Raw genomic sequence first — 13,773 nt, forward strand, 5'->3', positions numbered from 1 at the left:
CCACCCGCCGGCCCAACCGGAGGAGCGAGGTGGAACCGTCGACGCCAGCAGTGCGATGGGGCTAGCATCGCTGAGGACCGATGATACGGATCGCGGGCGATGGAGGGCCGGATGGGCGCGGGACACGGACACGCGGGCGCCCGGCACCGCTGGCGGCTGGCGGTCGCCTTCGGCCTGGTGGCGGCGTTCTTCGCCGTCGAGCTCGTGGTCGGCCTGGTCAGCGGCTCGCTGGCGCTGATCTCGGACGCCGGGCACATGGCGGCCGACGTGGTGGCCCTCGGCGCCGCGCTGGTCGCGACCCGGATCGCCACCCGTCCCGACGGCACCGGCCGCCGGACCTACGGGTCCTACCGCGCCGAGGTGTTCGCCTCCGGCCTGACCGTGCTGATCATGCTGGGCGTCTCGGTCTACGTCGTGGTGGAGGCCCTACGCCGCTGGGGCGAGGCCGTCGACGTCGCCTCCGGTCCGCTGCTGGTGGTCGGCGCCGTCGGGTTGGCGGTCAACCTCGTGTGCCTGGTGCTGCTGCACGGCGGCGCGAGCGAGTCGATCAACGTCAGGGGCGCCTACCTGGAGGTGATGGCCGACGCCGCCGGCAGCGTCGGCGTCCTCGTCGCGGGCGCCCTGGTCGCCCTCACCGGTGTCGGCCAGTGGGACACCGTGGTGGCGGTCGCGATCGGCGTCTTCGTGGCCGTGCGCGCCCTGATGCTCGGGCGCGAGGTGCTGGCGGTGCTCGGGCAGCACGCGCCTCACGGCGTCGACCTCGACGCCGTGGTGCGCGACCTCGACCAGGTGCCGGGGGTGGCCGAGGTGCACGACCTGCACGTGTGGACGCTCACGTCGGGGATGGACGTGGCGACCGCCCACCTCGTGCTGCGGGTGGGCGCCGACGCCCAGGTGGTGCTCACCGCGGCCCGTGCGGCGCTGCGCGACGGGCACGGCATCGACCACGCCACGCTGCAGGTCGAGGACCACCCGGCGCGGGAGTGCCACGCAGCCACGTGGTGAGCGCACCGGACGGTGCTGCCACACTATGCGCCGGACGCCCGACCGCCGTGGCGCCGTGGCGACAGGGGTTTGCGTGACTGAGGCAGCGATCGAGCATCCGGTGACCCCGGCCCTGGCGAAGACGGCCAACGTCATCGCCAAGGGCGCACTGGTCCTGCTGCTGGCCTTCGCGGTGCTCTACCCCGACCAGGCCAACCTGCGCGACAAGGCGGCAGGCATGCGGGCCGTCGGCTACCCGCTGATCTCCTTCACGCTGCCGGTGCTCTGGTGGACGCTGTGGCGCGACCGGATCTCGTTCCCCTGGGTCTCCGACCTGCTCATCACGATCACCTGCTTCACCGACATCCTCGGCAACCGGATGGACCTCTACGACACCGTCGTGTGGTTCGACGACTGGATGCACTTCATGAACACCGGCCTCCTCGCGGCGGCGTTCATCCTCCTCACCCTGCCCCGCGACGTCCGGATGGGGCGCGTGCTCGAGCGCGCGCTCGCCTTCGGCGCCACCGCGGCGATCGCGTGGGAGGTCGCGGAGTTCTTCGCCTTCATCAGCCGCTCGACCGAGCGCCAGTTCGCCTACGCCGACACGCTGGGCGACCTGTCCCTCGGCTGTGCCGGGGCCGTGGTCGCCGCGGTCGTCCTGCACCGGGCCTGGCGGCGCGGCTACCTGCTGCACCCGCGCCCGCTGTCCTGATCGCCGGGCCGGGCGGGCGCCGTCAGGCGTCCTCGGGCAGGCACCTGAGCGCGACGTAGGGCACCACGTCGGCGATCGAGTCGACGACCATCGTCGGGCGGTAGGGGAAGTCCTCCACCTGGTGGCGCTGGGTCGCGCCGGTGGCGACCAGGATCGTGCGCATGCCCGCCTCGAGGCCGCTGATGATGTCGGTGTCCATCCGGTCGCCGATCATCACCGTGGTCTCGGAGTGCGCGTCGATGCGGTTGAGGGCGCTGCGCATCATCAGCGGGTTGGGCTTGCCGATGAAGTAGGGCTGGCGCCCGGTCGCGGTGCTGATCAGCGCGGCCACCGACCCCGTCGCCGGCAGCATGCCGTGCACGCTGGGTCCGCTGGGGTCGGGGTTGGTGGCGATGAAGCGCGCGCCGCCGTTGATCAGCCGGATCGCGCGGGTGATCGCCTCGAACGAGTAGGTGCGGGTCTCCCCGAGCACGACGTAGTCGGGGTCCTGGTCGGTCATCACGTAGCCGATGTCGTGGATGGCGGCGGTCAGCCCCGTCTCGCCCACGACGTACGCCGACCCGCCCGGGCGCTGGTCGTCGAGGAACTGCGCGGTGGCGAGCGCCGAGGTCCAGATCGCGCTCTCGGGCACGTCGATGCCGCTGCTGCGGAGCAGCCGGACGCGCAGGTCGCGCTGCGTGAACATCGAGTTGTTGGTCAGCACCAGGAAAGGGACGCCCTGCTCCCGCAGCGCGGCGATGAACTCCTTCGCGCCCGGGATCGGGTCCTCCTCGCGCACGAGGACGCCGTCCATGTCGGTCAGCCAGGTGTGGACGGCGCGGGGTTCGGTCACGCGACCATTGTGGTCCACGCGCGAGCGGCCGTGGGAGTCCCGGCCCGGACCGGGACTCCCACGACCCCCTACGACCTCCGGGTCAGCGCGCCGACGCGTCCTCGCCGGTGTGCACCGGGTGGCTGCGCTCGAGCTGGGCGCCCTCGACGTCGACGTCGGGCAGGATCCGGTCGAGCCAGCCGGGCAGCCACCAGGCCTTCTCGCCGAGCAGGTGCATCGCAGCCGGGATCAACAGCATCCGCACGACGAACGCGTCGAGCAGCACGCCGAACGCCAGCCCGAAGCCGATCGGCTTGATGGTGGCGTCGTGGCTGAAGATGAAGCCGGCGAAGACGGAGATCATGATGATCGCCGCGGCCGTGACGACCGCCCGCCCGGCGTGCAGGCCGTGCTGCACCGCGACCCGGGCGGGGGCGCCGTGGGCGTACGCCTCACGCATCCCCGAGACCAGGAACAGCTGGTAGTCCATCGCCAGCCCGAACAGGATGCCCGTGGCGATGATCGGCAGGAAGCTCAGCACCGGTCCGGGTGCGTGCACGCCGAACAGGTCGGACAGGAAGCCGATCTGGAAGATCGCCGTGATCCCGCCGAACGCCGCGAGCAGCGACAGCACGAAGCCGAGCGTCGCGGTCAGCGGCACCAGGATCGAGCGGAACACCAGCACGAGGATCACCAGCGACAGGCCGACGACCAGGACCAGGTAGGTCGGCAGCACGTCGGAGAGCTGCTCGGAGATGTCGATGTTGGCGCTGGCGTTGCCGGCCACGCCGAGCGTCACCTCGCCGCCGTCGACGGTCTGCGGGGTGAGCTCGCGCAGGTCCTGCACCAGCTCCTGGGTCGACTCGCTGGACGGTGCGCCCCACGGGACGACCTGGAAGGCGAGCGACGTGCTGTCCTGCGACACGCCGATGGGTACGACCGCCTCCACCGACCACAGCTCATCGATGGCCGAGCCGATCGCTGCCTGCTCGGCGACGACGTCGTCCTCCGCAACGGGCGCCGGCAGGTCCGCCACGACGAGCAGCGGGCCGTTGTAGCCCTCGCCGAAGCGCTCCGCCTGGACGTCGTAGGCCTGGAAGCCCGAGGAGTCGGGGGGCTGGGTGGAGCCGTCGGGCAGGCCCAGGCGCATCTGCGTCGCCGGGGCGGCCACGACGAGCAGCGCCACGATGCCGAGGCCGAGCACGCCCCAGGCGCGGGAGGTGCGCATCGGCCGGTCGCGGTCGGTGACCTGGCCGTCCTGCGTACGCTCGCCGGCGGCCAACCGCTCGCGCTCGCGCCGCTTGAGGATCCGCATGCCGACGAGCGAGAGGATCGCGGGGGTGAGGGTGACGGCCATCAGGATGGCGACGAGCACGGCGACCGCGCCGACGGTGCCCATCAGGCCGAGGAAGTCGACGCCCGTCACGTTGAGCGCCAGGAGCGCGACGATCACGGTGACACCGGCGAAGACGACCGCGTTGCCGGAGGTGCCGTTGGCGAGCCCGATCGACTCGTGCAGGCCGGCGCCCTGCTTCAGTTGCCGGCGGTGGCGGTTGATGATGAACAGCGAGTAGTCGATGCCGACGGCCAGGCCGAGCATGACGCCGAGCACCGGTGTCACCGAGACGAAGTCGACCACCCCGGAGAACGACAGCGACGCCAGCGAGGCCACGCCCACGCCCAGCAGGGCGGTGACGAGCGGCAGGGCGGCTCCGATCAGCGTGCCGAGCATGACGGTCAGCACGATCGCCGCGATCGCGACGCCCGCGATCTCGCCGGGGCCGAGGATCGACGGCACGGTCTGGGCGATCTCCTGCGAGGGGTGCACCGCCACCCCGGCGATGCCGGCGTCGGCGGCGAGGTCCTCGATCGCGGTCTTGGTCTCGGGCGTCACCTCGTCGATCGGGTCGTCGAAGACCACGTTGGCCACGGCTGCCGAGCCGTCCTCGGACACCGTGCGGTAGCCGGACGACAGCCGTGACAGGGTCGCGCCGTCCTCGAGCCGGGGTGCCTGCTCCTCCACCTTGGCGCGCTGCCGATCGAGCTCGGCCTGGCCCTCGTCGAGCTGCTGCTTCGCCGCCCGCAGCTGCGGGCGCACGGCGTCGAGCATGCCGGCCTCCCGCGCCTGGCGACGCTGCTCCTGGAGCGCCTGGCGGCCGCCGTCGATCTCGGCCTGCGCCTCGGTGAGCCGGGCCAGCCCGTCCTCGAGCTGCTTCTGGCCCTCCTCGACCTTCCGCGCGGAGTCGTCGACCTGCTTCTGGGTCTGGAAGGGGTCGCTCACCTCGGCGACGCCGTCGACGTCGGCGATCTCGTCGAACAGGTCGACCAGCCCGCGCTCCTGCTCGGCGGTGAACGCTTCGCCGTCGGTGGTCTCGGCGACGAGGGCGCCGTTGCCGCCGCCCACGCCGTCGAACTCCTCCTCGAGCTGCTGGGAGACCCGCGTCGTCGGGGTGTCGGGCAGCGAGATCGAGGGCGACAGCGCGCCCGCGAACGACACGTAGGTGACCGCGGTGACGGCGAGGAGCGCCAGCCACGCACCGATGACGGTCCAGTGGCGGCGGGCCGCGAAGCGACCGATGCGGTAGAGGAGCTCAGCCATGAAGGGGGTCGGGCCTTTCGTTGTGGTGCGGGAGTCCGGGGGGGTCAGCCGGCGTGGCCGACGCGGAGCCGGTGGAGGACGCGGTCGAGGAGCGCGTCCCAGTCGGTGCGCGCGGTGGGTGGGACGGGCGGGGCCAGGCCGGGATGATGGTCGACCCAGAGCCCGGCGACGGTGGTGAGGCCGCTGAAGAGCAGCGCCAGGCTGATCTCGAGGTCGACCGGGTCGAGGTCGGGAGCGCGCCGCAGCAGCTGCTGGCGCAGTCGGCCACCGACGTGCTCGAAGGCGGTGCGCGAGATCCCCTGGGCGCGCTCGTCGCCGCGCTGCGGCGAGCCCAGGGCGACGTGGATGGTGGCGATGGCCGTGGGGAGGTCGACCCCGCGGGTGGCCTCGCCGACCGCGTCGAGCGCGGTGCGGGCGCCCGCCTCTCCGGCCGGCAGGTCGGCGGTGCGGCGGTCCACGTCGTCGAGCAGCGCCCCGGTCGCCTCGCCCAGCACCTGCTCGCAGACCCCGACCAGCAGCTGGTCGAGGCCGGCGAAGTGGTTGAACACCGTGCGGCGCGACACCCCGGCGCGGGAGGCGACCTGCTCGACCGTGAAGCCGTCGGCGCCGTGCTCGGTCGCCAGCGCGCGGGCGGCGTCGAGGATCGCCCGGCGCCGCTGCGCACGGAGCGCGCTGCGGCCATCGGTGGGCAGGGTCGTCGGCACCCGGCAATTGTTGCACTCAGTGCAAATAGACCCCGCAGGACGCTGTTGCCCGTGTGAGGCGATCCGCGCCGACTGCCTAGGTCGTCGGGTCGACGATGGTCATGCCCGCGACCGTCGCCCGGTCGAGGACGGGCAGGAGCGCGGCGGCCTCCGCCAGGCCGATCGTCCGCTCGACGAGCAGGTCGGGGCGCAGCGCGCCCGACTCGACCAGCGCGAGCATCCACGGGTAGTCGACGGCGGCCATGCCGTGGCTGCCCAGCAGGTCGAGCTCCCACGCGATCACCCGCGACATCGGCAGCCGCGGGTGCCCGTCGACCGGGGGCAGCAGCCCGACCTGGACGAGGCGGCCCCGGCGGCGCATGCTGAGGATCGCGTCGGCGCAGGTCTGCTCGCTGCCCACGGCGTCCACCGCGACGTGGCTCCCGCCCCCGGTCAGGTCGGAGACCGCCTCCGGCACGTGGCGGCCGTCGGCGAGCACGGTGTGCTCGGCGCCGAGCCGGGCTGCCGCGGCGAGCGCCTCCGGGGTGCGGTCCACCGCGACGACCCGGGCGCCGAGGGCGCGGGCGATCATCACGGCGCTGAGGCCCACACCGCCCGCACCCACGACGCAGACCCACTCGCCCGCGGCGACGTGGGCGCGGCCCACGAGCGCGCGGTAGGCCGTGGCGAAGCGGCACCCCAGGCCCGCAGCCGTGGTGAGGTCGACCGACTCCGGCACGGCGACGAGGTTGGCGTCGGCCGCGTGCAGGGCCACGAGCTCGGCGAACGACCCCCAGTGCGTGAACCCCGGCTGCTGCTGGTGGGGGCAGACCTGCGCGTCGCCGCCGCGGCACCACTCGCACTGCCCGCAGCCGCAGACGAAGGGCACGGTCACCCGGTCGCCGACCCGCCAGCGGGTCACCCCCTCGCCGACCTCGCTGACGTGGCCGGCGAGCTCGTGCCCGGGGACGTGGGGCAGCGCGATGTCGTCGTGACCGGCCCAGGCGTGCCAGTCACTGCGGCACATGCCCGTCGCCGCGACACGTACGACGACGCCGCCGGCAGGCGCCGACGGCGCGGGCACCTCCCGGACCTCGGGCTGGGACCGGACCTCGTCGAACACCACGGCACGCACCAGGCGATTGTGCCCGGCGATCAGGCAGCGGTCAGGCGGCGGTCAGCCGGCGGTCAGCCGGCGGTAGGCAGCGGCCAGCCAGCGGCCAGCCAGCGGCCAGGTGGTGGTCAGGTGGTGGTCGCCGGGTCCGCCGGTCCGTCGAGCGCCGCCGACACCCGGGCCACCAGCTGCGCGAGGGTGAAGGGCTTGCCGAGCACGTCGTCCGCCCCGGCCTCGAGGCACTCGGCGACGTGCTCCTCGCCGGCCTGCCCGCTCGTCACGAGCACCGCGCCGCGGTAGCCGCCCGCTCGCAGCGACGCGGTGGCCTCCAGGCCGTCCATGTCGGGCAGCCCCCGGTCGATGACGACCACGGCCACGGGCTGGCCCTGCGCCGAGGCGACGGCTGCGGCGCCCGACGCGACGGCGAGCACCTCGAAGCCGGCCCGCCGCAGCGCGAAGACCATGATCTGGGCGAGGTCGGGCTCGTCCTCGACGACGAGCACGGTGGGGGCCACGCGGACACGCTACAAGCGGGATCCCCGCGTCAGGCACACAACGGCGACCCGTCTCGACCGCCCACCGGTCGTCCGCGCCGGGCTCAGGCGGGGTCGGTGACGTCCGCGACCTGTGCCCCGAGGTGGGCGACGACGTCGTCGCCGGAGACGGTGGCCGCCACGCCGTGGGCACCCGCGCCGATGGAGATCGTCCGGCCGGTGACGCGCTCGTCGGCCACGACCGGCAGCGCGGCCCTCGACCCGAACGGCGTGATCGTCCCCCGCTCGTAGCCGGTCACCTCCCGCGCGGCCTCCGCGTCGGGCATCGAGATCCGGTTGACGCCGAGCAGCGCGCGGAGCTTGGGCCACGAGATCTCCCTGTCTCCCGGGACGAGCACGAACAGGTGCTCGCCCTCGCCGCGGCGCACTACCATCGTCTTCACGATCGCCGACGGGTCCACGCCGCGGGCGGCGGCAGCCTCGGCGAGGGAGCCCACCCGGCCGTGGCGGGTGATCTCGTGGGCGATGCCCGACTCGGCGAGGGCGCGCAGCGCGGGGTTGTCGTCGGCCATGCGTGCGAGCCTACGGCCGGTGGAGGTCCCGCTGGGGGCAAAGCGAAACAGCCCCTGACCCACGCGTGCGCGGGTCAGGGGCTGTGTCGATGTGGCGGGCTACGGAAGAAAGTACGTTCACGCAGGTCAGGGTCGCCTCCGGCGTGCCCCGCATTGGGGTTTCCCCGCGCGATCTGAGGAGTTTCCCCGCGCCGACCAGAGAAGCAGTGCGAGCGTCAGTCGTCCGCTGGTGTCTCCGAGCGCTGCTTGACGGCTGCGTAGAGCCACGGCTGCGGGATGCCCATGAGGGATGAGTAGAACCCGAGGAACGACCCGATCTCGGCGTCGCGTCGGTGGTTCGGGTCACCGCAGTGCTCCTGGTGCCAGTGCTCGTGTCCATGGGCGAAACCGACGCCGGTGTCGATGGCGGCGGTGAGGTCATCCAGTGCGACCTTGGTGGGGTCGGCAGTGATGGCTTCAACGAGGGCCGCGGTTGGCGCGGGGTCGGAGGTCGTCGCCCATGTGGTGACCTGCGTGGGCCAGAGCGGTGAGCCGTAGTTGATGCCGTCGGCGAGGTCGCTGATGGCGAGGCCGAGGAGGAACCGATCCCAGCCGATGACGCGTTCGACGCAGCGGAACAGCCACAGGTTGTTCTTGACTTGCTTGCGGTGCTGGCCGAGGACCTTCTTCGTGACGTGTTCGGTGAGTGGCGTACCTGCGTACGGGCGGTCGAAGTTGAACAGGTCGTCCTCTGCTGCGAGGTACCACCATTCGCCACCGGTCGCGAGGTGGGTGCGGATGATGCGTGAGGTCTCGATGTTGCCGACCATCATCTCGGCGTCGGAGAGGCCACGCGGTGTCTTCTGTCCGGGGCGCTTGTAGGTCCCGGCGTGGATGTCTTCGAGTTCGGAGTTGTTGCGCCATGCCCCTCGCTGGATCGAGTTGGCAGCGAGGTTGAGCACGGTGTCCTGGTCGGTGAGGTCGACGTGGAAGCAGTCTGTGCCCCAGCGGAGAAGGTCGTCGGTGGTGCCCTGTGCAGCGCCTTCCTCCCAGGTCGGCTCCTCGTCGGTGGGGTTCGTCATTCGACGGCCTCCCGGAGCACGTGGTCGCGTCCGGCGAGGTCTGCGATGGTCTGGTCGATGTCGCTGGTGTCGAGCGAGCGGACCATGACCTGCTTGAAGTCCTCGTGCGGCGCTCGCCCTGGGTAGAGGCGCTCGAACCCGGCCCGTTCCCACATGGCGGCGATCTTGTCGGACGCGTCAGCACGTTCGGCGCCCTTGAGGCTGCTGTTGTAGGGGGCGGCGTAGAGGGCTGCCGCACTGACGTCGAGTTCAGCGAACACGCTGAGCATCCGGAGCGCGAGCATCGGGCTCAGAGGCGTGCGGCGCCACTCGGGGACGACCTCGTAGGAGTTCACGACGGCCACCGGCCCGTAGTTGCCCTCCAGCAGGTCCTCGAACTCGGGACGTCGCTGGTCGCCTCGCCAGAGCGCCTCGGCGATGAGCATGGAGTCGCCGTCGATGGCGTCGAGCGCGTACAGCGGGTCGCACAGGAACTCGTTGACGAGCGTGAGGCTCATGTGCGCGACAGGGATGTTCAGCGGCGGCTTGGTGTGGTCAGTGACCGAGGCTGCTGCCCACCAGTGCCGGATCCCTGCGATCCCCTCCGGGCGGCGACCGCTGGCCACCTCGATCTCGATGTGCGGGTAGTTGTGCGTCTCCTCGTCGAGGAGGATGTGCGCCGGATGCCCGTGAGGCACGGACAGCGTGGTGGCGGGCTCGCTCATGTCGCTCATCCTTGCCGTTCACACCGACATGTTTCCCGGACGGCTGAGCGGGACAGGGCGTGTGCGGGCGGCTCAGGGCGCAGCCATGCAGTGGGTCAGGCGAACGCTTCGAGGTCTACTTCGTAGTCGGTGCCTGCGATGGTGACGACGATGCGGGGATGTTCGGCTCCGGCTGCGTCGAGGTAGTTGCGCAGAGTGGACATGAGCATGTCGGGGCGGGCTTCGAGTCGGGACACGGAAGTCTGCTTGACCCCGAGTCGATCGGCGACCTCGGACTGTGTGAGTTCTGCAGCCCTACGGATCATGGACAGACCCATCTTGTGGGCACGTTCCATCTGGTCACGGGCTGCATCCCGGGCGGCTTGGTTGTCGTGCAGTCCGGGGATGGACTCCAAGGCTGCGAACACGTCGTCTGCTGGCGCGAACCCGCCTGGCGCGTCCTCGGGGATGCGGTGGTCACTCATCGCGCTTACCTTCGTTCTCGCGTTTCCATTGGTCGATTTGCTGGTCGGAGCGGCTGCCAACACTGTCGTAGAAGACGTCGCCCATGGGTGCCTTGTCCGCGCCGATCAAGGTGACGACGACCTTTTCGTTGGCGTCGTCGAACCAGCAGATGATGCGGACGGCGGTGTCAGGGTCGTAAGGGTGGGACAGTCGCCATACGGGGTACCTCTTGGACTGGCGGACCCGCTTGAGGGTGGCAGTGTCTTCGTTCGGTTCGGCGTCGAGTCTGCGTAGGTAGTCCAGTTCGTCGAACGCGTGTTGAGCCATCGTGAGGGCCTGTGGGTCACCTGCCTTCGCACGCTGTACGAGGTCGTCGACCCAGCGAGCGAACTGTTGCGACCGATGCACCTCCACACCGTCATTATGCACTCTGGTGCGTATGCACTGCAAGACATATCGGCGGGTGACTGTTTGCCTTGAGTCGGGCAGGCCTCGATCGTGCCGCGCGTGACCCTCCCGCTCCTCAGCGCCCGTCGCGCGGGCGACTCATCGGCGTTCCCTAGACGCGGCACTCCGAGTACCCGTCGGGCCACCATCCATCGGCCCGCTCGGTCACCTGATACACGCGAAAGACTGAGTCATCGCGCCTAAGACCGACCACGACCGTGCCGTCATCGACCTCGCGCGTAGCGAGTTTCAAAGCACCTGCATAGGGGGCCACAGCCTCCTCGGGGGTGGGCTGCCCCGGGCCTGGCACGTCAAGGGCGACGCGGGACTGGTCGGCCTCGCCACATGAAAGTGAGGTTGCTGGAGCGGCCGACTCTGGTGTCTGGCTGCTCGATGCTGACGTCGACGCACTGCACCCACTTGTGACAGTTGCCGCAGCGGCCAGCACGGCGAACACGTGTCCGATCTTCACACCTTCTCCTTTGTGGCGGTGCCGTTCGACGCTCGGTGGGCGTGCTCGGTTCCTAGCCAACTATCGGACAACGGGCGAACACCCGCATATGCCGCGATGATCGAGTGATTCTCCCTTCCCTGGCCATCCGACGTCGATCCATACTGTCTACGTCGGGTGTTCCGGTCGGTTGTGTCAGGCAGACCGGCCACCCGTCAGGTGGCTGCGAGGACCGGTTGCAGGGCTCTCGCGGTACCGTGTGGGTCCGGTGGACGGTTGACAGGTTCACCGGGCCGACCTTGGTGGCCCGAGCCGTTGTGACAGGCGGCTTGGGCCACCGTCACGAGCGGCGGGCGCGTTCGGGTGCGGTGTCGGAGCCTGTACCTACGGTCACTCCATGGAGCGGAGCGAGAGCGACGAGTGGGTTGCGGCGGTGGTCGGTGCCCTGCGGCCGCGGCTCCTCGCGCAGGCGAGGATGTGCAATCGCCTACGCCTCACAGCCCGGCCTCCCGTCGAGGTCGCGAACCTGATCACCCAGGACGTGCTGGCGCGCCTGAGGACGCCGCGATCGTAAGGCGTCCAGCAGATCCCCACTGACCCTGCGCGAAGAGGCTCAGCCTCAAAGGTCCGGCGCCGAGCGTTCGGTCTACGCAGTCAGGTGGCCCGTGCGAAGGCGGCGACGAACTGCCCATGACGCTTCTTGAGGACCGTTCGACCCGCTGGTGTGAGTCGGGCGCCGGAGTCGAGTAGGGCATAGGCGATCTCGACCTTGCTGGGAGTGCGGACCTTGTTGGCGTTGGCCCAGACCTCGAACGCCTTCGAGATGGTCAGGTTCGGGTCGAGGTCGGCCTCGGTGAGGGTCTTGTTCTGGCCCATCTTGGTGAGGAACTCGTTGACGACCTGGATGTAGGCGTCGCGTTCGATGAGGTCCTCGACGGCCTTGCCAGGTGGCAACTGGAAGATGCGGCTGGTGTGGACGTCGGCTTGCTTGAGGTCCTCGACGTGCTTGTCACCTCCGGCGTCTCCGTCTGCGAGGTAGACGACGCGGGCAGCGACCTCCTCAACTTCGATGCCCGCCGTGTGCGCCTGTGACAGTCCCGGCGCGACCTGGTAGTCGAGGTCGAGCAGACCGGTGGCTTCACGGATGAGGGAGGGCAGGAGCACCATGTCCGCCGCGCCTTCTGCTAGCACCGCTTGTCGGCACATGGAGAAGGCGGCGGCCCCTGCTCCCATGGCGAACAGCAGTGGGGAGAACCCGGGGCCTTCGTTCTGCCAGAAGTGGCTCTTGATGATGCTGGCGTCGCCGTAGACGGGGTCACGTTCCACGACGCGGATGCCGGTTCCGAGGTCGCTGGGCAGGCATCCCGGCGAGTGGGTGGTGTAGAAAACCTGGCTTGCATTGACGTTCTTGAGCAGGACGCCGACGAGGTCTGCTTGGGCGTCGTAGTGCAGGTGGGTCTCTGCTTCGTCGATGAGCAGGATGGGTGGGACGTCGTGTTCTCCGGCCGCGAGGAACGCTACGAGTGCCACGAAGGTGCGGAGTCCGTCGCTGCGCTCCCTGATGTTGGTGACGTTGCCGCCGGTGCGGAGTTCTTTGACCATGACTTCGAGGCGCACGCCGGAGGTGTTGAGCCGGACGGTGACACCTGACTGGTTCCACGCTTCGCTGAACAGGGCGTGCAGTCGATCGTTGCCGTGGTCGAGCAACGTTTCGCGGCTACTGCTGTCGCCGTTGTTGAGGTGCGTCCACAGAGTTTCCGGGTCGACTTCTGCGATGCGCAGAAGGGCCAGCACGGCCGGTGGCAGTACCCGCTTGTCGGGCGCGAGTTCGTAGGTGGTCTGGAGTTCGCGGTCCTGGTCGGCGAAAAGCACGAAGGAGGGCATTCGCGCCCGGAGGCGACTCCATACTTGGTTACTCGCGGGAGGCTGCGTGGCGTGTTCCTTGACGATGGCGAGGAGGGTGGCAAGACGTTCGTCGCGTGCAGTCTTGCGTCCATGAGGAACTTCGCTCAGCCAGTCACACAGGCTGTCGCACGCCTCAACCTGCGCCTCGCTCCACGTGGTGTCGGGCGACCGTAGGGCTTGCGCCACGGTCGATGCCCAGTCGTTGGGGTCTTGGTAGTCAGAGTCTGCTGACTCCTCGAACTGCCCGGCCAGTCGTGACAGCGCCTGGTCGAGGCGTTCGGCTGCGTCGGTGAGTGGTTTGCGGGGGTGGCGCGGGTAGGGGTGGAACGAGTAGATGAGGTTGGTGTCGGCGTTCCTAGCCAGCGTCATCGACGAGGGCATCTGGTCCATGGGGATGTCGGCGATGGCGTCCTTGTCGTCCTGTGTCAGTTCGAAGTACACCTTCACGACCGGTGAGTTGTCGCTCGCTGGGGGAAGGATGCGGTTTCGGTCCGTGACTGCCAGGTCGTCGCCCTCGGTGAACCAGGTGAGCGCTTGCAGGAGTGATGTCTTTCCCGCTTCGTTGAAGCCGACGAACGCGGTGAGTCGGCCGTCGAGGTTCGTAGCGGTGTCAGCGAGGCGGCGGTAGCCCGTGAACTCGACACGAGAGCACCGCATCGTCGATCGTGGGTTCACGTCAGGCATCAGAAGTTCTCCGCGGTGTAGGCATGAGTCTCGTCGAGAAGGCGTCAGTCGAAGTATCGGCAGACGCGAGGCTTCGACGGTCAGGTGAGCGTGCTGGTCGCAGAT

Annotated in this window: 13 protein-coding genes; 2 read left to right on the plus strand and 11 right to left on the minus strand. The window is 70.0% G+C overall.

From position 1 onward, the window contains the following. Positions 1-111 precede the first annotated feature (111 nt). On the plus strand, positions 112-1,005 hold the full coding sequence (locus AC4H2S_RS04130; RefSeq protein ID WP_491495685.1) for a cation diffusion facilitator family transporter: 894 nt from the start codon (positions 112-114) through the stop codon (positions 1,003-1,005). 73 nt (positions 1,006-1,078) lie between these two features. After that, entirely contained in the window at positions 1,079-1,699 is a 621-nt protein-coding gene (locus AC4H2S_RS04135) for a DUF2238 domain-containing protein (RefSeq protein WP_491495686.1), read from the plus strand. 22 nt (positions 1,700-1,721) lie between these two features. Here AC4H2S_RS04135 and AC4H2S_RS04140 read toward each other — a convergent pair whose 3' ends face one another. The 11 genes from AC4H2S_RS04140 to AC4H2S_RS04190 all read right to left on the minus strand — a co-directional run bounded on the left by AC4H2S_RS04140 (position 1,722) and on the right by AC4H2S_RS04190 (position 13,668). Then, positions 1,722-2,492 (minus strand): HAD-IIA family hydrolase, encoded by a 771-nt coding sequence (locus tag AC4H2S_RS04140; RefSeq protein WP_491495848.1) that lies wholly within the window; start codon positions 2,490-2,492, stop codon positions 1,722-1,724. A gap of 121 nt (positions 2,493-2,613) precedes the next feature. Beyond that, complete coding sequence (locus AC4H2S_RS04145; RefSeq protein WP_491495687.1) at positions 2,614-5,109, minus strand: MMPL family transporter; 2,496 nt, start codon at positions 5,107-5,109, stop codon at positions 2,614-2,616. Positions 5,110-5,153: 44 nt separating this feature from the next. Continuing rightward, positions 5,154-5,813 (minus strand): TetR/AcrR family transcriptional regulator, encoded by a 660-nt coding sequence (locus AC4H2S_RS04150; RefSeq protein ID WP_491495688.1) that lies wholly within the window; start codon positions 5,811-5,813, stop codon positions 5,154-5,156. 76 nt (positions 5,814-5,889) lie between these two features. After that, the gene (locus AC4H2S_RS04155; RefSeq protein ID WP_491495689.1) at positions 5,890-6,927 is read right to left on the minus strand and encodes a zinc-binding dehydrogenase; all 1,038 of its coding nucleotides are present in this window, start codon (positions 6,925-6,927) and stop codon (positions 5,890-5,892) included. Between the two features lie 107 nt (positions 6,928-7,034). Then, the gene (locus tag AC4H2S_RS04160) at positions 7,035-7,421 is read right to left on the minus strand and encodes a response regulator transcription factor (RefSeq protein WP_491495690.1); all 387 of its coding nucleotides are present in this window, start codon (positions 7,419-7,421) and stop codon (positions 7,035-7,037) included. An 83-nt stretch (positions 7,422-7,504) separates the two neighbouring features. Then, positions 7,505-7,972 carry an aminoacyl-tRNA deacylase gene (locus tag AC4H2S_RS04165; protein WP_491495691.1) on the minus strand — a complete coding sequence of 156 codons (468 nt, stop codon included), beginning with the start codon at positions 7,970-7,972 and terminating at the stop codon, positions 7,505-7,507. A 215-nt stretch (positions 7,973-8,187) separates the two neighbouring features. Beyond that, positions 8,188-9,033 carry a hypothetical protein gene (locus AC4H2S_RS04170; protein ID WP_491495692.1) on the minus strand — a complete coding sequence of 282 codons (846 nt, stop codon included), beginning with the start codon at positions 9,031-9,033 and terminating at the stop codon, positions 8,188-8,190. After that, on the minus strand, positions 9,030-9,737 hold the full coding sequence (locus tag AC4H2S_RS04175) for a hypothetical protein (RefSeq protein ID WP_491495693.1): 708 nt from the start codon (positions 9,735-9,737) through the stop codon (positions 9,030-9,032). Before AC4H2S_RS04175 ends, AC4H2S_RS04170 begins: the two co-directional genes overlap by 4 nt. Before the next feature lie 95 nt (positions 9,738-9,832). Further along, complete coding sequence (locus AC4H2S_RS04180) at positions 9,833-10,201, minus strand: helix-turn-helix domain-containing protein (protein WP_491495694.1); 369 nt, start codon at positions 10,199-10,201, stop codon at positions 9,833-9,835. After that, positions 10,194-10,595 carry a hypothetical protein gene (locus AC4H2S_RS04185; RefSeq protein WP_491495695.1) on the minus strand — a complete coding sequence of 134 codons (402 nt, stop codon included), beginning with the start codon at positions 10,593-10,595 and terminating at the stop codon, positions 10,194-10,196. Before AC4H2S_RS04185 ends, AC4H2S_RS04180 begins: the two co-directional genes overlap by 8 nt. Positions 10,596-11,733: 1,138 nt before the next feature. Continuing rightward, on the minus strand, positions 11,734-13,668 hold the full coding sequence (locus AC4H2S_RS04190; RefSeq protein ID WP_491495696.1) for an AAA family ATPase: 1,935 nt from the start codon (positions 13,666-13,668) through the stop codon (positions 11,734-11,736). Between the last annotated feature and the right edge of the window lie 105 nt (positions 13,669-13,773).

The sequence above is a fragment of the Nocardioides sp. Z13_37 genome, assembly GCF_058355585.1.